General features: G+C 44.5%; 19 protein-coding genes. 11 read left to right on the top strand and 8 right to left on the bottom strand.

The annotated features are described in order from the left end of the window. Positions 1-63: 63 nt before the first annotated feature. From minC to FTV29_RS06160, 3 genes are all read right to left on the bottom strand, one after another. Entirely contained in the window at positions 64-774 is a 711-nt protein-coding gene (minC, locus tag FTV29_RS06170) for a septum site-determining protein MinC (protein WP_005096035.1), read from the bottom strand. A gap of 159 nt (positions 775-933) precedes the next feature. Continuing rightward, a complete protein-coding gene (locus FTV29_RS06165) occupies positions 934-1,998 on the bottom strand; it encodes a hypothetical protein (protein WP_005172337.1) in 1,065 nt (354 codons plus the stop codon). Between the two features lie 18 nt (positions 1,999-2,016). Further along, the gene (locus FTV29_RS06160; protein ID WP_005172334.1) at positions 2,017-2,943 is read right to left on the bottom strand and encodes an acyltransferase; all 927 of its coding nucleotides are present in this window, start codon (positions 2,941-2,943) and stop codon (positions 2,017-2,019) included. 253 nt (positions 2,944-3,196) lie between these two features. Here FTV29_RS06160 and FTV29_RS06155 point away from each other — a divergent pair, with 253 nt between their 5' ends. The 9 genes from FTV29_RS06155 (at position 3,197) to FTV29_RS06115 (ending at position 12,519) form a co-directional block, all read left to right on the top strand. After that, on the top strand, positions 3,197-3,850 hold the full coding sequence (locus tag FTV29_RS06155; protein ID WP_005096041.1) for an OmpA family protein: 654 nt from the start codon (positions 3,197-3,199) through the stop codon (positions 3,848-3,850). Between the two features lie 137 nt (positions 3,851-3,987). Beyond that, complete coding sequence (locus tag FTV29_RS06150) at positions 3,988-6,027, top strand: UvrD-helicase domain-containing protein (RefSeq protein WP_005096042.1); 2,040 nt, start codon at positions 3,988-3,990, stop codon at positions 6,025-6,027. Positions 6,028-6,074: 47 nt separating this feature from the next. Next, entirely contained in the window at positions 6,075-6,527 is a 453-nt protein-coding gene (dut, locus tag FTV29_RS06145; RefSeq protein WP_005172331.1) for a dUTP diphosphatase, read from the top strand. Positions 6,528-6,907: 380 nt separating this feature from the next. Then, entirely contained in the window at positions 6,908-8,326 is a 1,419-nt protein-coding gene (locus FTV29_RS06140; RefSeq protein WP_034608695.1) for a phosphomannomutase/phosphoglucomutase, read from the top strand. A 10-nt stretch (positions 8,327-8,336) separates the two neighbouring features. Continuing rightward, complete coding sequence (gene argB, locus FTV29_RS06135; protein ID WP_005096046.1) at positions 8,337-9,245, top strand: acetylglutamate kinase; 909 nt, start codon at positions 8,337-8,339, stop codon at positions 9,243-9,245. Between the two features lie 132 nt (positions 9,246-9,377). After that, positions 9,378-10,226, top strand: a complete 849-nt coding sequence (locus tag FTV29_RS06130) for a class II glutamine amidotransferase (protein ID WP_159138473.1) — start codon at positions 9,378-9,380, stop codon at positions 10,224-10,226. 282 nt (positions 10,227-10,508) lie between these two features. Then, entirely contained in the window at positions 10,509-10,964 is a 456-nt protein-coding gene (locus FTV29_RS06125) for a bacteriohemerythrin (RefSeq protein ID WP_005096048.1), read from the top strand. 143 nt (positions 10,965-11,107) lie between these two features. Next, positions 11,108-12,187: a hypothetical protein gene (locus tag FTV29_RS06120; protein WP_159138472.1), complete on the top strand. Its 1,080-nt coding sequence runs from the start codon at positions 11,108-11,110 to the stop codon at positions 12,185-12,187. Continuing rightward, a complete protein-coding gene (locus tag FTV29_RS06115) occupies positions 12,187-12,519 on the top strand; it encodes an RnfH family protein (RefSeq protein WP_005096050.1) in 333 nt (110 codons plus the stop codon). The genes FTV29_RS06120 and FTV29_RS06115 overlap by 1 nt, the downstream gene beginning before the upstream one ends. A gap of 100 nt (positions 12,520-12,619) precedes the next feature. On the opposite strand, the gene FTV29_RS06110 is transcribed toward FTV29_RS06115, so the two are convergent. Beyond that, on the bottom strand, positions 12,620-13,018 hold the full coding sequence (locus FTV29_RS06110) for an outer membrane protein assembly factor BamE (RefSeq protein ID WP_004279275.1): 399 nt from the start codon (positions 13,016-13,018) through the stop codon (positions 12,620-12,622). A 112-nt stretch (positions 13,019-13,130) separates the two neighbouring features. On the opposite strand from FTV29_RS06110, the gene fur reads away from it, so the two are divergent. After that, entirely contained in the window at positions 13,131-13,568 is a 438-nt protein-coding gene (fur, locus tag FTV29_RS06105) for a ferric iron uptake transcriptional regulator (RefSeq protein ID WP_005096051.1), read from the top strand. A 66-nt stretch (positions 13,569-13,634) separates the two neighbouring features. Here fur and FTV29_RS06100 read toward each other — a convergent pair whose 3' ends face one another. Continuing rightward, positions 13,635-14,756, bottom strand: coding sequence for a PilT/PilU family type 4a pilus ATPase (locus tag FTV29_RS06100; RefSeq protein ID WP_074384137.1), 1,122 nt, complete (start codon positions 14,754-14,756; stop codon positions 13,635-13,637). Between the two features lie 30 nt (positions 14,757-14,786). Then, entirely contained in the window at positions 14,787-15,824 is a 1,038-nt protein-coding gene (locus FTV29_RS06095; RefSeq protein ID WP_004279279.1) for a type IV pilus twitching motility protein PilT, read from the bottom strand. 123 nt (positions 15,825-15,947) lie between these two features. On the opposite strand from FTV29_RS06095, the gene FTV29_RS06090 reads away from it, so the two are divergent. Next, entirely contained in the window at positions 15,948-16,634 is a 687-nt protein-coding gene (locus FTV29_RS06090) for a YggS family pyridoxal phosphate-dependent enzyme (protein WP_180075253.1), read from the top strand. A gap of 33 nt (positions 16,635-16,667) precedes the next feature. Here FTV29_RS06090 and FTV29_RS06085 read toward each other — a convergent pair whose 3' ends face one another. Both FTV29_RS06085 and FTV29_RS06080 read right to left on the bottom strand, forming a co-directional pair. Continuing rightward, the gene (locus FTV29_RS06085) at positions 16,668-17,771 is read right to left on the bottom strand and encodes an acyltransferase (RefSeq protein WP_180040353.1); all 1,104 of its coding nucleotides are present in this window, start codon (positions 17,769-17,771) and stop codon (positions 16,668-16,670) included. Between the two features lie 5 nt (positions 17,772-17,776). Beyond that, positions 17,777-21,388 carry an AAA family ATPase gene (locus FTV29_RS06080; protein WP_159138471.1) on the bottom strand — a complete coding sequence of 1,204 codons (3,612 nt, stop codon included), beginning with the start codon at positions 21,386-21,388 and terminating at the stop codon, positions 17,777-17,779. Position 21,389: the final 1 nt, after the last annotated feature.

The following is a 21,389-nucleotide window of genomic DNA, read 5'->3' as shown; positions in this document are numbered from 1 at the left end:
ATCCACTCCTGTTATGGTTCAAATCCCCTGTTTAAAATGGGGTTTTTGGTATTTATTTATACATTAAAATTGTAGAGCTTCAAATACAAGCTCTTGTTGATCATTCAAGTAAATATGCACTGATTTCTTAACGACATGCGGGGGAATATCATCCGCTACGCAATAGGTTCCCGCAATCGAGATCAGTTCTGCTTCAAGGCTGTGACAGAAAATACGAGCTGCCGTATTCCCCCCGACACCTGCAATGACACGACCACGTGCGCTGCCATACACATGGATATTGCCTGAAGCAATCAGTTCTGAACCACTGTTGATGCCGGCATTGATAATAATGTCGCCATTATGCTGCACAATACATTGGCCCGTCCGCAGAATTTCATCATGATATGAGGTCACATGCGCAACGATTGGGGCAGCAGCTGCCTGATCATCACTTGTCGCTGCTTCTGGCTTAACTTCTACCACCTGTTCTTTCGTGGCTTTCACTTCTTCTAACTGGCGATCGGGTGGCAGAACCGGGAACTGAATGGAACGCGCCTGATCACCCAGTAAACCCTCAGTCACGGCCATTGGCTGTACATCTAAGTCGATTAACAGCTGAATCAGGGCAATCAGTTCCTGTTCAACTGAACTTTCAATGACGGCCAAAGTGCCAGATGGGAATGCAGCTTGTAATTTTGGGCTAAGTTGCTGGCGGATGGCATCATGATCATTGGTATCTAAGCTAATGCGTATTGCATTGACCATTCTGCCTTTTATCCGTATATCAGCCATAATTCTTCCTTAAATACTTCTGACTTGCTGGTTTTATGTCGAAGCAATGTTGTAAATAGTGCAAATCCTAGAACAAATTGGCGTAATTCTCTAGCGATCTCAGTTATTTTTTTATGCCAACAGAACCGGATGATTTTATCTGGTTCTGCACTTTAAATGTTATCTATCTATTGAGCGCTGATTTTGCTCATGTTCTTCTAAAATCTGTTGCCACTGTTTGACTTTCACCTGTTTTTGGATCGCTTCAAGTGTTTCAAAAACAGCCGATTCGACCAACTTATCAATATGTGGATTATGTTCAATCTGAATCTGGCTGATTTTATCTGAAATTAGGGTAAAAGTCGGATTTTCTTTTTGGCCGGTATGAGTAAAGGGATCAATCAGACCTTGGGTGATATTTTCCCCTAGACGTTGGCCAATACTTTGAATTTGTTGTTCAATCCGGCTACCGACAAGTGGAATTAATCGCAATAACTGGGTCAGTTCCGGGGTGTCTTCAATGGCTTGATTGACTACTTGCCCGACATTTTTAGCAATCATGGAACGTTGTGCCTGCAACTCTTTACCCAAAGATTCCTGCAAGATGTCTGCCAAGGCAACTGCCAGTAATTTACGATGATGTTCTACCAAATCATCAATCAATTTTTTATGTGATGTACTGGTGCTGAGTTCACGCTTAATACCGTCCAGTACAGTCAGCACCACACGGCTGGAAAGTTCTTCCATGAGCATGTTGTAATAAAAATTGCCTTGACGATACCAGCGCTCGGGAATGACTTTATAACCGTGACTATGCAAGTTATAGCCAATCGCGACCGCACGTAACAGACGCAGAAAGCGCAGTTGTGGAATAATGGAGAGAATTTCATACCAATGTACGAATGGAAAAAACCACCAGCGCCGATGATGGCGCTGAACAATGGCAATGCCCCAACGTGCCAGTAATTCACAGATCAGGAAGGTGGTAAACCAGCCCTCAGTAATGACCACCCAAGGGCGTAAATCACTTTTATAAAACTGCAAGATTTCCGGTAAACGAATGAAGTCAAACAACCATTGACCAAAATCGCTCATTAAAATGGCATTGGCACTGAGACAAAATAGATTAATGATGATTAAGACCATCATAAAAATGTCGTAAATCAGTGCAACTTTCCAGCCCCAGGTGCCTTTACGAATAAACTTAAATGAGCTAGAGGTGATGTCGGGATTGTCGTTCTTCATAGTTACTCAGGCAAAAAATCAGACAGCGCTTTGGTCAAAGTTCTGCTGCATTTGCGCTATTAGTTGATCTTTTTCAGTCCAGATTTGATCAATCCATTTCTGGAAACGTGCACGGTATTCAGCATCATCTTCATAATTGCCGCCGAGTACCCAGTCAGGAATCTCAATTTTTCTTAAATTTACCGCAATTCGTGGCACTTCACCTAACCAAAATTCACCATAACCCGGAATACCGTCCGGATAAACGATGGTCATATCGACCAGCGCATCAATTTTATCGCCGAGAATACTCAGCGCCAAAGCCAGACCACCGGCCTTAGGTTTAAGTAAGTATTTGTAAGGAGACTGCTGCTGATCATGTTTGTCTTGGGTAAAACGCGTGCCTTCCAGATAATTTAACAGGGTAAAGGGCTGACTGATCAGCTGCTCACAGGATTTACGTGCTTCTTCCATATCGCGGTATTTTAGCGCAGGATTTTTAGCAATCTGTTCCTTGCTATGCCGTTTCATCATCGGAAAACCTAAGATTTTAAAGGCTTGACCGACAAAAGGAATAAAAATAAGTTCCCATTTTGTAAAAAAACGCGTCAGCGGCATACGGGTCAAGCCGAAGTACTGATTGACGGTGGTATCGACCCAGCTTTGATGATTACAGGTCATCAAATAACGGCCCTGCATATTTAAATCAAGTGATTCATCTACTGTTATTTGCCATTCGGTATTGTTGAGCACATTGTCAATCAGCCAATTATTGACGCCTAACCAGCTGTTGGTAATCTTGATATTGGTTTCATCAACTTTTGCAGATTTTTTAAAAAACTTGGTAAAACCCAGCGCCAGAACCGGAGGGCCATGAAAAAAAGTACTGCCTGTCATCACTGAGGTGACAGCCAAGCCACGTGTAAGTTTTTTTAAAGTTGCTTGTTTATTGCTATTCGATGACATATCCAAACAGTCCCCAGAGATTAATCGCTTAAATTTTTTCATATTTTGAATAATATAATGAGAGTGAGGCAAATAAAAAAGCCTAAAGGCCTAACTATGAAGATATTGTGATGAAGTCCATTGTTTTAGTTACATATAAACATTACAAAATATTGCGAAACGATTTATTATTAACAAAAATTCAATGGTTATCCCGTTCAATTTAAATCATTATTTCGCTTATACAACAAAGCATACAATAAGGAGTCATGCGATGCGTGCACTAGTAATTTCAGCAGCTGTAGCAGGGGCCGTAGCACTTACAGGTTGTCAATCAACTGGTAATAACCTCGGTGGTGTGGAATATGATAAAGCTGCTTTAGGTACTTTAATTGGTGCTGCAGCAGGTTACGGTGTTTCTAAGAGTAATGCGAATACCAGCCGTCAAAACAACCGTGCAGCAGCGATTGGTGCTGTTGTTGGTGGTGCAGCAGGTGTTTATCTTGATAACAAAGAGAAAAAATTACGTCAAGCAACAGCCGGAACTGGCGTAGATGTTAACCGTAATGCAGATGGTTCGATTAACCTTGTAATGCCAGGTAGCATTACATTTGATACCAACAAATCGAACATCAAACCAAACTTCTATGGCACTTTGAATAAAGTGGCTCAAGTATTAACCGAAGATAACAACAGCGGTATTTTGGTCACTGGCTATACAGACAGTACCGGTAATGACTCAATCAACATCCCGTTGTCTCAAGCACGTGCTAACTCTGTAGCAACTTATTTATCAGGTCAAGGTGTTTCACGTACACGTATTAATGCTCAAGGTTTAGGTTCAGCCAACCCGATCGCAGACAATACAACTGCGGCGGGTAAAGAACAAAACCGTCGTGTAGAAATCGCGGTATATGCTGTTCAATAATCTTTAAACGCATATAAAAAAACCACCTTCGGGTGGTTTTTTTATATCTGAACATTGACCTGATTAATCGTATTTTAAATTAGGCAACTGAGGCAGAGATGACTATAATCGGAGCCGAATCTAGAAGAGGAAGCCATATGTCACTCGCCAGTCAGTTAAATGACAAGCAACTTGAAGCCATGAAATACACTCAAGGACCCTTGTTAGTACTTGCAGGAGCGGGTTCAGGCAAGACTTCAGTGATCACGCGAAAAATCGCATATCTTGTCAAGCATTGCGGGATTCCTGCGCATCGTATTACTGCAATGACCTTTACCAACAAAGCGGCACGTGAGATGAAAGAGCGTGTCAGCAAATTGTTAACCCGTGAAGAAAGTAAAGGCGTTTCAGTTTCGACTTTCCATACCTTTGGCCTGAATATGCTGCGTCTGGAGCTGAAACATACCCCCCTTAAAAATAATTTTTCGATTCTGGATGCTGACGACTGCAAACGTATTCTGATGGATTTGATGCATCGTGACAATTTATCCGGTGCAGAAAGCAAAGAACTGATTGCCAAAGCCATGAAAATGATCTCGGACTGGAAAAATGATCTGATTCCACCCGAGCAGGCGCATACCACTTGTGAAACTGCCGAAGATGTCCAGTTTGCGCATTTATATCAGCTTTATGAACGTAATCTGCGTGCCTATAATGCCGTAGATTTTGATGACCTGATCGTGATGCCGACACGTCTGCTACAGGAAAATGCCGAAGTACGGGATAAATGGCAAAACCGGGTGCGTTATTTGCTGGTCGATGAATATCAGGACACCAACACTGCACAGTATATTCTGGTGAAATTGCTGGTTGGCGTAATGGGGCAGTTCACCGCCGTAGGCGACGATGACCAGTCCATCTATGCCTGGCGTGGGGCTAAACCGGAAAATATGGCCTTGCTGCAACAAGATTTCCCGAATTTAAAAGTGATTAAACTGGAACAGAACTATCGTTCGACCAGTCGTATTCTTAAAGCAGCCAACACCGTGATTGGCAATAACCCGCATATTTTTGATAAAAAACTCTGGTCAGACAAAGGCCATGGTGAAGTGATCCGGGTGATTACTTGCCGTAATGATGATGATGAAGCAGAACGCGTGGTCAAAGACCTGATCACGCATAAATTGATGAATGGGAAAAGCTGGAAAGATTATGCGGTATTATATCGCGGCAATTTTCAGGCGCGTATTTTAGAAACCCATCTCCGTCAGATGCAGATTCCGTATAAATTGTCTGGCGGTCAATCTTTTTTCGCGCGTGCCGAAATCAAGGACATGATGAGTTATTTACGCCTGATCATTAACCCTGAAGATGACAGCGCTTTCCTACGGATTATCAATACGCCAAAACGTGCCATTGGGCCGGTGACACTGGAAAAACTGGGTCTCTTTGCTCAGGAAAATAACCTGTCACTGCTGGCTGCGGCAGCGGATCAGCGTTTGACCATGGCGATTCCGAAAAAGGCCACCACACAATTGGCAGAGTTTGCCGACTTCATTGAGGGCTTTACCCGCAATTTACTTGATGATGATGAACCGGTACCGATCATCCGTCAGATGATGATTGAAGCAGGTTATATCGATTACATCAAGGAAACTGCAGCCACGCCGGCACAGGAAAAAACCAAGCTCGACAATATTGAAGTGCTTTACAGCAGCATCCAAAGCCTGATTAACCGCGCTGAAGATGTCGATGAAAAAAATATTGAAAGCGTGATTCGTAAAATGGTGCTGCTGGATATGCTGGAGCAGCAACAGGAAGAAGAAGATACTGACAAAGTCAACTTGTTAACCTTACATGCTTCTAAGGGGCTTGAGTTCCCTTATGTCTATCTGATCGGGCTGGAAGAAGAAATTCTGCCGCATAAGAACTCGATTGCTGCGGAGACGGTTGAAGAGGAACGTCGCCTGATGTATGTCGGGATTACCCGTGCACGTCAGGGTCTGACCATTACCTTGGCCGAACAGCGCAAGGCTGGCGGACAGATGAAGCAAATGACTCCAAGCCGTTTTCTGGATGAATTACCGGAAGATGAACTGGAATGGTTAGGTCGCAAGAAAAAGCTGGCGGGTAATATCGATCCGAAATTACAGGCGCAGCATTATCTGGATAATTTGCGCAATCTTATCAAACGATAAAGTTCAACGCTTATACATATTTTAAATGCAACAACAGGAATGAACACATGAAAGTTCAGGTGAAAGTCCTTGACTCGCGTCTCGGTCAGGAATGGCCATTACCAACTTATGCCACGACAGGTTCAGCAGGATTGGACTTACGTGCCTGCGTCCATGAAACGACAGTGATTGAACCGGGTCAAACCGTTTTAGTGAAAACAGGCTTGGCGATTTATATCGAAGATCCTGCTTTTGCAGGTTTGATCTTGCCACGTTCAGGTTTAGGTCATAAGCACGGGATTGTGCTGGGTAATCTGGTAGGTCTCATCGATTCAGATTATCAGGGTGAATTGATGGTATCGGTCTGGAACCGTAGTCAGACTGCTTTCAGTCTGGAGCCGGGTGAACGTTTGGCGCAATATGTGCTGGTGCCGGTAGTACAAGCTGAATTTGATCTGGTCAGTGAATTTGAAGCCACTGAGCGTGGTGCTGGTGGCTTTGGCCATACCGGTAAAAACTAAAGAGAAGATGACCTGCAAACAATGAATGGATGTAGGTCATTTCTTAAATACAACAAAGTAAATCCTAAACATAATATGACGCTTAAAATGGAGTTAAAAATAAAAATTTATTTTCTATATAAATAGAGTTATTCAAAATTGAAATTTATATCTTTATTTTAATTTTAGCCGGGGAAATTAAAAATAAATATAATTAAATAAGGACTATTTCATCACAGAAATTTTCTGATTATTCAGTTAACGGTAATATTTTTATAATTGATTGTTACATTGAAATGGTTTAAAAGTAGCGGGTCTTAAAACAAAAACAAATGTTTAAAGTCATGATGATGAAATAAGTCATTTTATATCTCCTTATATTTAGTGAAAAGAACAGTTTTATGGGATCTATGAATCATCTATTCCCCATGCACATTTTTCGAGCCTATGACATACGCGGTAAAGTCAGTGTACTGGGTGCTGGGATTATCGATGCAATTGCTCACGGTTTAGCACAGCAATATCAGGCTGCGGGACAGACACGTGTCGCAATTGGCTATGATGCACGGCTTAGCAGTCCGGCTTTTGCAGAAACCATTCGCCGTATTTTTCAAGCTTATTCGATTGAAGCCACCATTGTCGGTTGTTGTTCCAGTCCGATGCTGTATTTCACCGCACGGCAATTTGATGGCAATGGCATCATGGTCACGGCCAGTCACAATCCCAAAGAAGATAATGGTATTAAATGGATTGTCTCTGGTGAGCCGCCTTGCCCAGAGATGATCCAGCAGGTGGCTCATCTGGCCAAACCACATTATAGCAATCAGCAGCTTTGCCTAGACGAACAGACTCATCAAGTTATTCCAGAATTTTGTCTAAAATATCAGCATGGTATATTAAAAGATATCCAGTTGAAGCGCTCATTTAAAGTGGTTCTGGATGGTCTGAATGGTTCAGCCGGGCGCTGTGCCAATCTGGTGCTTCAAAAAATGGGTTGTGCGGTGATGGCTTTGCGTTGTGATGCCAATGGGCATTTTCCAGACCATGCACCAGATCCTTCGCAAGACAAACATCTGGAGACTTTACGCCAAAGCATCATGCAACAGCAGGCTGATCTGGGCATTGCCCTGGATGGCGATGGCGATCGCGTGGTCTTGATTGATGCACAGGGCCAGATTATCACGGCGGATCAGTTACTGTGCCTGTTTGCCGAAATTTGCCTCACTGACTCAGCACCACGCAAGTTTGTTTATGATGTCAAATGTTCAACCCTGGTGCGAGACACCGTGCAACGTTTGGGCGGTGAGCCGGTGATGATTCGTACCGGAAGCTCATTTCTGAGAACTTATCTGGCACAATCTCAGCAGCAGGCGATTTTTGGTGGAGAATATGCCGGGCATTATGTCTTTAATGATGGCCGTGGCTGGGGCTATGATGATGGACTCTATGCAGCGCTCAGAGTCATGGAATATCTGGATCAAACTGGTCAAAGTCTTGCACAAGCTTTAGCGGCTTATCCGAAACGGCATGGGACCGAAGATCTTTATATTGCAACGCATCATGTGCATCCGGTTGAACTTTTAGACTTTGTTGAACAGCAATCTGAAAGAATTCGTGCGCAAATCAGTAAAATTGATGGGATACGTCTTGATTTTGAGGATGGTTTTGGCATCATTCGAGCATCCAATACAGGTGAGTATTTCACAGTGCGCTTTGATGCCAATGATGCTCAGGGCCTGAATGAAATTCGTCAGCTGTTTGTAGCCATGTTGCGTGACCGTTATCCACAGATCGCTCAAGATATTTTAGATGCTCAATAAGGAGAGGCGAATGCCAAATCAACAAACAGGCATCGACAAAGCACAGATTTTGACAGAAGCTTTGCCGTATATTCAACGCTTTGCGGGTAAAACCCTGGTAGTAAAATACGGCGGTAATGCGATGACCGATCCTGAGCTGGAAAGTTCATTTGCACGTGATATCGTATTATTAAAAACGGTTGGTATTAATCCGATTGTGGTGCATGGTGGGGGGCCACAAGTCGATTCCATGCTGAAACAGTTGGGCCGTGAATCAGACCGTATCGACGGGATGCGCGTGACTGATCCTGCCACGATGGAAGTCGTGGAAATGGTACTTGGCGGTAGTGTCAATAAATCGATTGTGAACCTGATCAACCAGCATGGTGGTCGTGCCATTGGCTTGACCGGTAAAGACGGCAACCTGATTCGTGCACAAAAACTGCTGATGGAAAAAGTGGCTGAAGATGGTTCGGTTCAGCAAATTGATTTGGGTCTGGTCGGTGAAGTCGTTGGCGTAAAAACCGATGTGCTGGAAATGTTCACCAACAGCGATTTCATTCCCGTGATTGCACCGCTGGGTGTGGATGAAGAAGGCAATACCTATAACATCAATGCAGACTTGGTGGCAGGTAAAGTCGCAGAAGCCCTAGGTGCAGAGAAGCTGATTCTGCTGACCAATATTACAGGTGTTCTGGATGAAAATAAAAACCTGCTGACGGGTTTAAGCACTCAGGAAGTTGACCGTCTGATTGAAACAGGTGTGATCTATGGTGGCATGATTCCTAAAGTCGGCTGTGCACTGGATGCGGTCAAAGGTGGCGTAGTGAGCGCGCATATTGTAGATGGTCGTGTGCCACATGCCAGCTTATTGGAAATTTTTACCGATCATGGCGTTGGTACACTGATTACCAACCGTGCCCATCCACCTCGTCCATAAGTTGTTTTTTTGCGGAAAAGAGCCTCAATTGAGGCTCTTTTTTATCTCTATTTATAACTGATAGCTATTTGAAATGACTCGGGTAGTCATGCACAATAAGCATCTAAGAAAATAGAAAGCTGAAACCAGACCATGTGCCAACTGCTCGGAATGAATTGTGCCACCCCGACGGATATTACCTTTTCATTTCGTGGGTTTTCCCAGCGGGCCGGAATTACCTCGGATCATGCCGACGGTTTTGGAATTGCTTTTTTTGAGGATAAAGCCTGTCGCCTATTTGTCGATAACCAGTCTGCGGTTGAATCTCCGATTGCCGAGCTGGTGCGTAACTATCCGATCAAATCCCGTAATGTGATTGCGCACATCCGTAAAGCCACCCAAGGCAAAATCAATCTGGAAAATTCGCATCCATTTAGCCGCGAACTGTGGGGCCGGCAGTGGATTTTTGCCCATAATGGCGATTTGCATGAGTATTTTCCGGTGCTGAGTGGCCGTTTTACCCCAGTCGGCAATACTGATAGTGAGCGCGCTTTTTGCTATTTGCTCGATCAGCTGGTCAAACGCTTTGGTTATGATGAACCGAGTCTGGATCAGGTCTTTGAACTACTTGCTGAGGTTTCACCTACGATTGCAGAACACGGCACTTTTAATTTCTGTCTTTCCAATGGGCAGGCGCTGTTTAGCTATGCCATTACCAAATTGCACTGGCTGGTGCGTGAATACCCGTTTAGACCGGCACAGCTGATTGATATTGATGTCGAGGTGGACTTTAGTCAGGTCACTACGCCTAAGGACAGGGTTGCGGTTATTACCACCGAGCCATTGACACAAAATGAGGAATGGACCGCTTTTCAGCCGGGTGAAATGATTCTGTTTAAAGAGGGTACCAAGTTCCGTTCGCAACTGACTCGGGTAGATCGGTTGGAACGGGAACGTCTAGATCCGTCCTTAAAACGTGTGACCAAAGCAGATTTATATTAAAAATAGATTTTTTTATTTTAAAGATGGGATTTAATTCCTATTTTTTAATATCTTTTTTATTTAAATTAAAGAGAAACCATATTATTAGAAATAGTAGATTGATTAAAAAATATCTGATTCTTATACTCGGGTTTAAAATATATTCCTAATGAAAACAGTTAATTGCAAGGTTTCTCTTAAATTAAGCCGAAAGCCGACTAATTTACTTCATTTTTATTCAAATCAATACGTTATATGATGATTTTTATGTGATAAGTCCTTAATATTTTATAGGTGGTCGTAATGAAAATGAAATGGGTTCCAGACTATAATACTGGTATCGATGTGATTGACGATCAGCACAAACGAATTCTCGATTATATCAATGAAATTGATGAGATCAATGTAAATACCGACCGTGCCCGTATTAAACAGATCCTCGAAAATATTATCGATTATACCCAGTCGCATTTTACTTTTGAAGAATCTCTTCAGGAAGAAGCGGGTTATAAATACCGAGTTCCACATAAACGTGTACATGACCTGTTTATCAAGAAAATCGAGTCTTATCGTGATCGTTTTGAACTGGGGCAGTCGATTGAATCAGAGCTGCATGAAGTATTATCTAAATGGTTAATCAACCATATTCAGCACGATGACGCTGATTATGTCGGCGCAGTCAAAGAAAATATGATGGGCATTATCAAAGAAAAAGAACAGAAAAAAGGTAAAAACTGGTTCGCTCGTTTCTTCTCATAATAAAAGACGTAACGAGATAACAAAAATTACAATTTAATAATAAATTTTGCGCAGCAAATCACTGTCATGGTGGTTTGCTTTTTGTTTTTGATTTTCACCGCTTCACAAGGCAAAATAGCGCTAGATTTTTATAGGAATGCATCATGCAGGACAATGCTATGTCAAAATGGTTATCACCGCTGATGGCTTTCTGTTTATCGTTTATTATCATCGCGACGCTCGCACCGATAACGGGTATACAGATTGATCGTCAGCTGGATTTCTGGATGCTCTGGTTAGCCACTATGCTGATTCTGGCGCTTCCCATCTGCTACTTGGAAATTGCTTTGGCCAAGCGCTCTAAAACAACGGCATTACAGGCACTGTCAACGCTGACCCGTGAAGCAGATGCCTCACAAAAATGGCGTATAGTCGGCTGGCTCAGTGTGATCTTTATTCCTTTTCTGGCCGGTGCCATGCTGAACAATGCCAGCAATGTTCTGGCGCTTGCTGCTCTTGATCTTGCACCGAATCTTTTGTTTATAGGTCTGGTAATTGCCGCTCTGGTCTTGTCACTGCTGCCGCGTCAAATTTTGTTAGTTATTACGGCGATTGGCGTACTGGCATCTCTGATCTTGGCAAATGTGATGGGAACTGCGCTACCTGCATGGCAAGTCACGCCAGTTGAATTCTCGGAATGGGGCAATGCCACCGTATTGGCACTGGTTGCAAGTGGCCTAGGCATGGGCTTGTACTGGCAGTCTAGCCTGAGTGCTGTACAACAGCAGGATGTCGCCAGCAAGACGGTCTTGCCGATCTGGATCGCACAATTGCTTGCTGTGATTGTATTTGCCTTCTTTGCTGTACCAGCACAAATCCCTGCATTTACGTTGGTGGCCGCGATTGTAGCGACTGCTGCATTCATCCTGCAGATGGCACGAGAGCAGTTACAGCAACGTCAGCTTCACCCTGCGATTCAATGGGCGATTATGGCTGTCGTCACCCTGATCTGGGCCATTCCAAATGTGACACCAATGTTCAACGTAGTCTTACTGCTTTGGGGCTTATTGATTTGTTTGATTTACGCGCTCTTTGCGGGCTGGATCATGAAGATCAGCCATTTACGTAAATCAATGAATTTTAGCTCTGAAGGGTTCTATAACCTGTGGCGTATTGCTGTCCGTGTGGTATTGCCTGTTTCGATTATCGTGGCGATGGTCGCTGTTCTAGGACAACTGTTCTGATGAATAATGCACTGATCTGGGTGGCCTATGCGACTCCGGAGCAACAGTTTCATCTGGCTGTACCATTTCAGCCCGGCATGACAGCATTGGATGCCATCCAGCAAAGTGGCATAGTAGAGCAGGTTACCCTACCTGAACCTTTGTCTTTGGGTATCTTCGGTGTACGCTTGCAAGATCATCAGCAGCCACTGGCAGCAGGTGATCGAGTCGAAATTTACCGAGCACTGACTATCAATCCTAAAGATATCCGACGTAAACGTGCCGAGAAAAATCCGGTGGGTCGTTATGCCAGAGGCAATCTTTTAAGAAAGCTGAAACCATCTTCCGAATAGAAAGCGGCTTGAATGAGCATTAGTTTCAATGATCTGCTCAATCAATCGACTTAATCAAAAAAGCCCCTGATGATTCAGGGGCTTTTTCATGAGAAAGCGACTATAGTGGAGGCGCATTTAAAATTGCTTCTTTTGAACCTGGTAAGCCGGGTTGAGATTCTGGAATGGTTTCCAGACCTTCAACACGTTCCACGATACCAGACTGGTTAAAGTAAATTTTCAAATGCTGGCCTTGGGCTGCCGGGATCTTGGCTTTTTTAGCGTAGGTTCCTGGGGTATAGTTATAGATGTAGTCCCAGCGTAAAGGATTCAGCGGATCGCTTACCGTTGGACTGCCCAGTAAGAAACGCACCTGTTGATGACTCATTCCCACTTGAATTTTAGCGGCTTGAGCTTGGGTTAAAGGGGTTCCTTGTGGAATATCTACTTTATAAACACCTAATGTCGAACAGCCGACGAGCAAGGAAGTGACGAATAACGTCAACATGATTTTTTGCATTTTGCTAAACTATCCCAAATTAATTATGATGCATTTGATCCAAGGATAGATCATACTGCATCTAAAGTTTGTTGCATATTCCAACTTTGATTTTGTTGAGAGACCTTTTTACATGACTATTTCAAACCAAGATTTACGAAAAGCTGGACTGAAAGTTACCCTTCCACGAATTAAAATATTAGAATTACTAGAAAATTCAAGACAACATCATTTAAGTGCGGAAGATATTTACAAGACTTTACTCGATCAGGGTGAAGATGTAGGTTTAGCAACTGTGTATCGTGTGTTAACACAGTTTGAAGCCGCGGGTATTATTGAGCGTCATAATTTTGAAAACAATCATTCCGTTTTCGAGATCATGCAGGAAGATCACCACGATCACCTGGTCTGTTTGAATTGCAGCAAAGTCGTTGAATTCATCAATGATACGATTGAAAAAGAGCAGCATGATGTTGCTGAAAAATTTGGTTTTGAATTAACCGGTCACTCTCTGAATCTGTATGGCTACTGCGATGCGCCGGCCTGTCAGGAAGTGTTTCGTAAAAAATAATTTGCACTCCGGTTGAAACAAAAAAACAGGCTTCTTGAAGCCTGTTTTTTTATGTGCTCAATCTGATCAGGACTGGCCATCAAAGGTGATATTGGAATGTGCACGTAATAAATGACTGCCGCCTTCTTCTGCCAGTTTGATTTGCAGACGTAAGTCATTGGGTGAATCCGCATGTTTCAGCGCATCTTTATAGCTGATCTGCTTGGCCTTATACAGGTCATACAGTGCCTGATCGAAGGTTTGCATGCCCAGTTCACGGGAACGCTTCATCAGGTCCTTGATCTCATGCACATCACCTTTACGGATCAGGTCAGCAATCAGGGGGGAGTTAATCAGAATCTCAATCGCGGCACGACGACCATTGCCATCGATGGTTGGGATCAGTTGCTGTGCCACAATGGCTTTCATGTTCAGCGACAAATCCATGAACAGCTGGTTATGCCGGTCTGCTTCAAAGAAATGAATGATCCGGTCAATGGCCTGGTTGGCGTTGTTGGCATGCAGGGTCGCAAAGACCAGATGGCCGGTTTCGGCAAAGGCAATCGCATAATCCATGGTTTCACGCGAACGAATCTCACCAATCAGAATCACGTCCGGCGCCTGACGTAAGGTGTTTTTCAGGGCAATTTCAAAGGAATCGGTATCAATCCCGACTTCACGCTGGGTGATGATACAGCCTTTATGCTGGTGAACGAATTCGATCGGATCTTCAATAGTAATGATATGACCTTTGGAATTTTCATTGCGATAACCGACCAGCGAGGCCAGCGAGGTTGATTTACCGGTACCGGTTGCCCCGACAAAAATAATGATGCCGCGTTTGGTCATCGCCAGTTCTTTTAGAATCGGCGGTAATTTGAGTTCATCCATGGTCGGAATCACGGTTTCAATCCGACGCAACACCATACCCGGCTGATCACGCTGCTGAAAGGCACTGACACGGAAGCGGGCACTTTTGTCCGGTGTGCTGATGGCGAAGTTACATTCACGCGTGTCTGCAAATTCTTTACGCTGCTTGTCGCTCATGATGGAATGGAGCAGTTGTCCTACTGCCGCGCCGGGTAATTTTATCGAACCAATCGGTAAAATCTGCCCGTTAATCTTGATTGAAGGTTCGACATCGGCTGTAATGAACAGATCCGATGCTTTTTTCTCCACCATATAATCGAGTAAGCCGTTAAAATCCATGTATAAAAACCCCAATACAATTAATTTTTCTTATAAGAATGCTTCTGGCTGTTTGGCTGCAGTACGTGCCACTTGCGGGCTGATGAGACCTTTAGATACCAGCGTTTTCAGAGTCTGATCCAGTGTGGTCATGCCATAGTTGGCACCGGTCTGAATCGCAGAATACATTTGTGCGACTTTATTTTCACGAATCAGGTTACGGATTGCAGGAATACCAATCATGATTTCATGCGCTGCAACACGTCCGCCGCCATTTTTCTTTAATAGGGCCTGTGAAACCACAGCCTGCAATGATTCCGATAACATGGCACGAACCATATCTTTTTCTTCGGCAGGGAATACGTCAATCACACGGTCAATGGTTTTGGCCGCAGAGGTGGTATGCAGGGTGCCAAACACCAGGTGACCAGTTTCTGCCGCAGTTAAGGCCAGACGGATGGTTTCAAGGTCACGCATCTCACCGACCAGAATAATATCAGGGTCTTCACGCAGTGCCGAACGCAGGGCTTCATTAAAGCCATGCGTATCACGATGCACTTCACGCTGGTTAATCAGGCATTTTTTCGACTGATGCACAAATTCGATTGGATCTTCGACGGTCAGAATATGGTCATAACGGTTGTCGTTAATATAGTCCAGCATTGCCGCCAGAGTCGTTGATTTACCCGAACCGGTTGGACCTGTGACCAGTACCAGACCACGTGGATATTCGCAGATATCTTTAAAAATCTGTCCCATGCCCAGATCTTCAAGGGTCAGGACTTTGGATGGAATGGTACGGAATACCGCACCGGCACCACGGTTCTGGTTAAATGCGTTGACACGGAAACGAGCCACACCCGGCACTTCAAAAGAAAAGTCAGTTTCCAGATTTTCTTCAAAATCACGACGTTGCTTATCGTTCATAATGTCATAAACAAGTTTGTGTACTTCTTTATGTTCTAATGCTGGCAGGTTGATGCGACGAACTTCCCCATCGACACGAATCATTGGCGGCAAGCCCGCAGACAAGTGTAAATCCGACGCACCATTTTTAGCAGAAAATGCCAACAATTCTGTGATATCCATAAGGTCCCCGAGTTCATTAAAATGTTAATTATTTTGATAGAATAATAAGGCTTTCCCACAGCTTAACCAACACTTAGTTCATGGGCAAGGGAAAAAAAGATGAATGAAATGAGAACCCCATCAATGAATATGTTGCAACAGTCACGAAATCAGGTCTTAGCTCAGATTGAAAGCGCATGTGTCGAGGCCGCGCGTCAGCCAGATTCGGTGCAACTGCTGGCGGTATCCAAGACCCAGCCCAGCGCAATACTGGCAGAAATGTATCAGGCTGGGCAACGTGCATTTGGTGAAAACTATTTGCAGGAAGCACTGGAAAAAATCACCGCGCTAAAAGAGCTAGAGATTGAATGGCATTTTATTGGACATGTGCAGCGTAATAAAACCAAGCCGCTGGCAGAAAATTTCGACTGGGTGCATGGGGTGGATCGTCTGATTATTGCCGAGCGTTTATCCAGTCAGCGTGGAGAGCAGCAGTCAGCCCTGAATATCTGTATTCAGGTCAATATTGATGCTCAGGATAGCAAAGATGGTTGTCAGCCAGATGAAGTCGCGGGTCTGGTCGCGCAGATCAGTCAGCTGCCAAAATTGCGTTTGCGTGGTTTGATGGTGATTCCAGCGCCGGAGAATACGCAGGCTTTTGCTGATGCCAAAACATTATTTGAACAGGTCAAAGCGCAACATGCTCATCCTGAAGATTGGGATACTTTAAGTATGGGCATGTCGGCCGATATGCAGGCTGCAATTGCTGCCGGTTCCAGCATGGTGCGTGTCGGCACGGCATTATTTGGTGCACGTCCTCAAAAGGATTAACAGGCGTTGTCGGGTTATTTTGAAAAAGTATGATTAAGCGTTATTCGATAACGCTTTTTTTCTTTGTGGCTCCAGCCATTTTGCCATGAGCCAGGCAAAGACAATCAGGCTGCCCATACTGCCGAGCAAGGCTAAAACAGCGCCGCCCAGACCATAAGCCAAGGTTGCCGGAACACAGCCCAGAATAAACAGCAGCAAAGGGAAATGGGTTACATACAAGGTATAGGAAAAATCAGCGGATTGTACCCAGACCGGATTGTAGTGACTGCGCTGCTGCTGGAGTTGTACCAGCCAGCAGCTAAATGCCAGACCGATACAGAAATTAAAGAGAGTAAAATTTGCAGCGCGATATTGTCGGGCTTGATCGACGATATGAAACTGGTAAGCATCAATGCAGGCGATTAGAAATGCCAAGCCAAATAACCCCAGTTTAAGCACTTGTAACCGGTTTAGAAAATGTCGCTGGATATGACGAAATGAACAGGCAAAGGCCATCAGCCAGACCAGAAAATAAATAAAAAACTGAATATTCAGGATGGATAAAACGATTAAAACACTAAAAAAGCCGATTTTGGCTATTTCTGAATCTTTGAAAAAAGGCAGAAATCCGGCCAAGACATAGAACCAGACTTCATAACTCAGGCTCCAGAGCGGGGCATTGGCTGAAACTGTAGGCGTGACGAAGCCATTCAAAAACAGCAGAGCGCCAATAAAATCACCTGAATCGAGACTATAGTCAGTCCGGATCATCATGCCAAAACTGTTTTGAAAGGCATGGCTTTGAGTGGCAAAGAGTAGTGGCGCCAACAGATACAACAACAGGCTCAGAGCCATGGCAAACAGAAAAGGTGGTAAAATCCTGCGATAACGCTGTTGGGTATAACGGCGCAGATTGAACTGACCATGCTGATGAATATTGTGCTGGATCGAATAGCCAATCAGATAACCACTCAGAACAAAGAAAATCATGACCGCGGCCTGACCAAGCAGGCGCACCCATGAATACAGGCTGAGGTCAAAAGGGGCGATAAAGGCCTGAAAGCAATGCGTGAACAGTACAACAATGGCACTGATGCCCCGTAGGCTCTCGAGCTGTAAGCTGAAATAGGGCGAGAGCTTGTCTGGGGCAGGGTGCATCATTGTCAACCTATAATCTGAATGGTACTGGCGCCAGCACCGACTGGCTTGACCTGAATCTGTACTGGAATCCGTTCATGCATTTCCTGCACATGCGAGATTAAGACCACTTTACGACCCTGACTTTGTAAATGATCCAGTGCATTCATCACCATATGTAATGAGGCTGGATCTAAAGTACCAAAGCCTTCATCAATAAATAGCGATTCCAGTTTCATCGAACCGGAAGCCATATTGGCAATCGCCAGTGCCAAGGCCAGAGAAACCAGAAAGGTTTCTCCGCCAGATAAAGACAAGACCGGACGTACTTCGCTGTTCATGTCCAGATCAATAATCGCCAGACTCAGGCTGTCTGGAATACGGTGCAACTGATAGCGCGGTGCCAGCGGTTGCAGTTGTTGGTTGGCGTATTCCACCAAGATATCCAGATGATGTTCCTGAGCAATTTTCTGGAACTTGGTACCTTCCTTATGTCCGATTAAATCGTAGATACGGCCCCAGCGATATTCTTCGGCTTTGACCTGTTCAATCTGTTGCTGATATTTGGCATAGGTATTTTGATTATTGGCATTCATACGCAGTTTGGTATCAATCTCATTGAAGCTGTTTTGTTGCTCGGTTTTTTCCTGTGCCAAACTATTTAAATGTGCTTCCACTTCCTCAAAAGCAAGTTCAGGCTGTTGCTGGAGATGCTTCTGGTATTGATCTTCCAGCGTTTGCCAGGCAATTTTGGCATTTTCCAGTGCTTGATGTTGTGCCTGTAATTGCTGCCGGATTTGCTGATGTTCACTCAGACCAATGGTCAGACATTGTTGGATCAGTTCCGCATTAAAATGTCGATGCAGATTTTGCCATGTACGGATGGCCTGATCAGATTGTGCCTGCTGTTGAGTTAGCTGTTGCATTTGGGTCAGCAAAGCCTGCTGTTTAAGCAAAGCCTGATGCAGAGCTTGCTCATGCTGTTCATATACCTGACGTTGTGCTTGAAGCTGGCTATCAAGCGCTTTTAACTGGGTATCCAGTTGCAGTCGCCATTCTGCTGCCAGCTTATAGGTCTGACCGGCATGTTGTTCGGTCAGCTGATTGAGTTGCTGACGTAAGTCTTTGCCTTGTTCAAGCAAATAATGGGTCTCGGCCTGTATTTGCGTATGCCGCTGCTCATGTAGCTGAAGTTGCTGTTGAGCCTGATTCAGTTGCTGCTTGAAACCTTGTAGCTCCTGTTCCGCAGTTTTGACTTGATTGACAAGATGTAATCGCTGCTGCAAATGTTGTTGCAGCTGGGTACAGGCAGCAGGCGCATTCTTATGCCAAGCGAGCTGCTGTGCTTCGGGCAGTACTGTAAGAACTGGCTCAATCAGTTGATCCAGTTGCAGCATTTTTTGCAGACTCAGTTGTAAGCTGTCGAGTTGCTGTTGCTGTTGTCGCCAGTTTTGCCAAGTCTGTTGCAGGATTTTGAACTGTTCGTTTGCCTGAGTGTGTTGCTGTTGCCATTGGCCAAGCTGTGTTTGCAGGGGATGGAGCAACTGAGCTGAATGATCAGGATTGGCTGGCTCAAGTCCTAACTCTTTTAAGTTTTGTTGTAATGTCTGGTGCTGTTCATTCAGTATCCGTTCAATGTGGATTAAACGCTGTTGTTTTTGCTCAAGGAGCATCTTGATTTTGGATTGTTGAATCTGGGTTGCTTTTAAATCATCTTTAAGCTGATTCAGTTGTTGTTGTGCCTGTTGCAGCTGTTGATCTTGCAGCTGGTTTAGCGCTGTGTCTAATAATGCTTGATGTTGGACAAACGGATGCTGTTGGCTGCCACAGACCATACAGGCTTCATCAGGTTTGAGCTGCGCGCGCAGTTCCTGCACGCTTTGGGTTTGCAGCAGGCGCTGTTGCTGCAGCATATTTTGTAGTTGTTCAAATTCCTGTTCGGTGTTGCTGACTATTTGCTGCAGTTGAATTTCCGTATGTTCAAGCTGGGTTAATTCTGTCTGTGCATGCGCTACGTCTTGTTTGAGTTGCTGTTGTTCGGCTTCCTGTTCCGCTAGACGTGCCACGTGCTGGATCAAGCCTTCCAGTTTAAGCAGTTGAGTCGTGCTCTGTTGCTGTACAGTCTGCTGCTGCTGAAGCTGTTGTTCCAATTGGGCTTGATTGCCAAATTGTTGCTGCAAACTTTCGATTTGTTGAGCCAGCTGCTGCCGGGAATGTTCCAGTTCAGTACGCGATTGAGAGAGTACTGCCGGCGCCTGTTGCTGCATCTGTTGATACAGCTTTTGATAGTCTTGCAGTCGTTGCAGTGTACTTTGTGGTTCCAGATCAAACACGGCAAGATCAGCCTGCTGTTCAAGTTGCGTCAGGCGTTGCTGTTGCTGCTCGGCAGCAGATGCGAGTTGCTGTTTCGATGATTCAATCTGTTGTTGCAAGGGTTGGATATACTGCTGTGCATAGTCCAATAAATCTGCTGATTTTTTCTTATAGTCATTGCCGACCAGATGCATCTCATGATCCAGTTTTAGACCTTGTTCCAGATGCGGCTGCATGGCATGCATATGTTGAACCTGGGCCTGCTGTTGTTGCTGGATCTGAGCAAGTTGTGCAAATTCAGTATCACGTTGCTGTTGTACCTGTTGCAGCTGCTGTTCGAATGATTGTTGTTGTATCGTAAGCTGCCGTTGCTGCGTGAGCATTTGATTCTGCTGGATAAACTGTTCGCGAATGCCCTGAAACTGATCCAAATGAACCAGCAACTGCTTTTGTGCGGTCAGCTTCTGATTGGCATCCAGCTGTACATCGTAAATTTCTTTTTTGGCCTGAATTTCAGTATATAAAGCATGTTTCTGCCGATGCCATTTTAGGTCATTTTCTAGTAATTTTTCACTTTGGTTAAAATGCTCAAGTATCTGGTTGAAGGCAGTATGTTGCTGTTGCAGCTGGGCAATATCGTCTTCGGATAATAATTCCAGATGACCGAGCCAGTTTTCCAGTTCATGGCGCTTTTGTCGAACCTGACTATGCTTTTCCGCTGCTTTTTTACTGACCTCACTGAAAATCTGCGAATTGGTCAGATATTCCAGCAAGTCTGCACGTTCATGATCTTTGGCTTTTAAAAATGCGCCAACTTCCGACTGCGCCAGCAGTACCGCGCGGGTAAACTGTTCAAAGCTCAGGCCCAGCAGTTTTTCAATTAAGGGAGTAACTTCAGATATTTTTTGCGTTAGCGTCGTATCATCATCGATGCACTTGATATAACGATCTACTTTTAGATTGCCATCGACTTTCTGACGTGCCCGGCGAATCTCCCAGCGTGCTGTATAGCGTTTGCTATCCAGTGCAATAAACTCCAGCTCGGCAAAACCATGCACGCAGCCACGGCGTAGAATATTCTTGGAGTCTTTAATCGAAACATCCTGACCGCCGGCATCTTTCAGGCTGCCAGTCGCACCTTTTAGACGTGGAATTTCGTTATAGAGCGCCAGACACATGGCATCGAGCAGGGTCGATTTTCCAGCCCCGGTTTTTCCAGTGATCGCAATCAGGCCGGCATGTGTTAAAGGACTGGATTCAAAATCAATATGATGGGTGCCGGTGAGGGAGGCCAGATTGTTGAGACTCAAACGTAAAATTTTCATG

Source organism: Acinetobacter sp. YH12254 (assembly GCF_013417415.1).
In the GTDB taxonomy this organism is placed as follows: Bacteria; Pseudomonadota; Gammaproteobacteria; order Pseudomonadales; family Moraxellaceae; genus Acinetobacter; species Acinetobacter pseudolwoffii.
The sequence above is the reverse complement of the archived record's forward strand: the minus strand, read 5'-3'. Positions and strand labels throughout refer to the sequence as shown.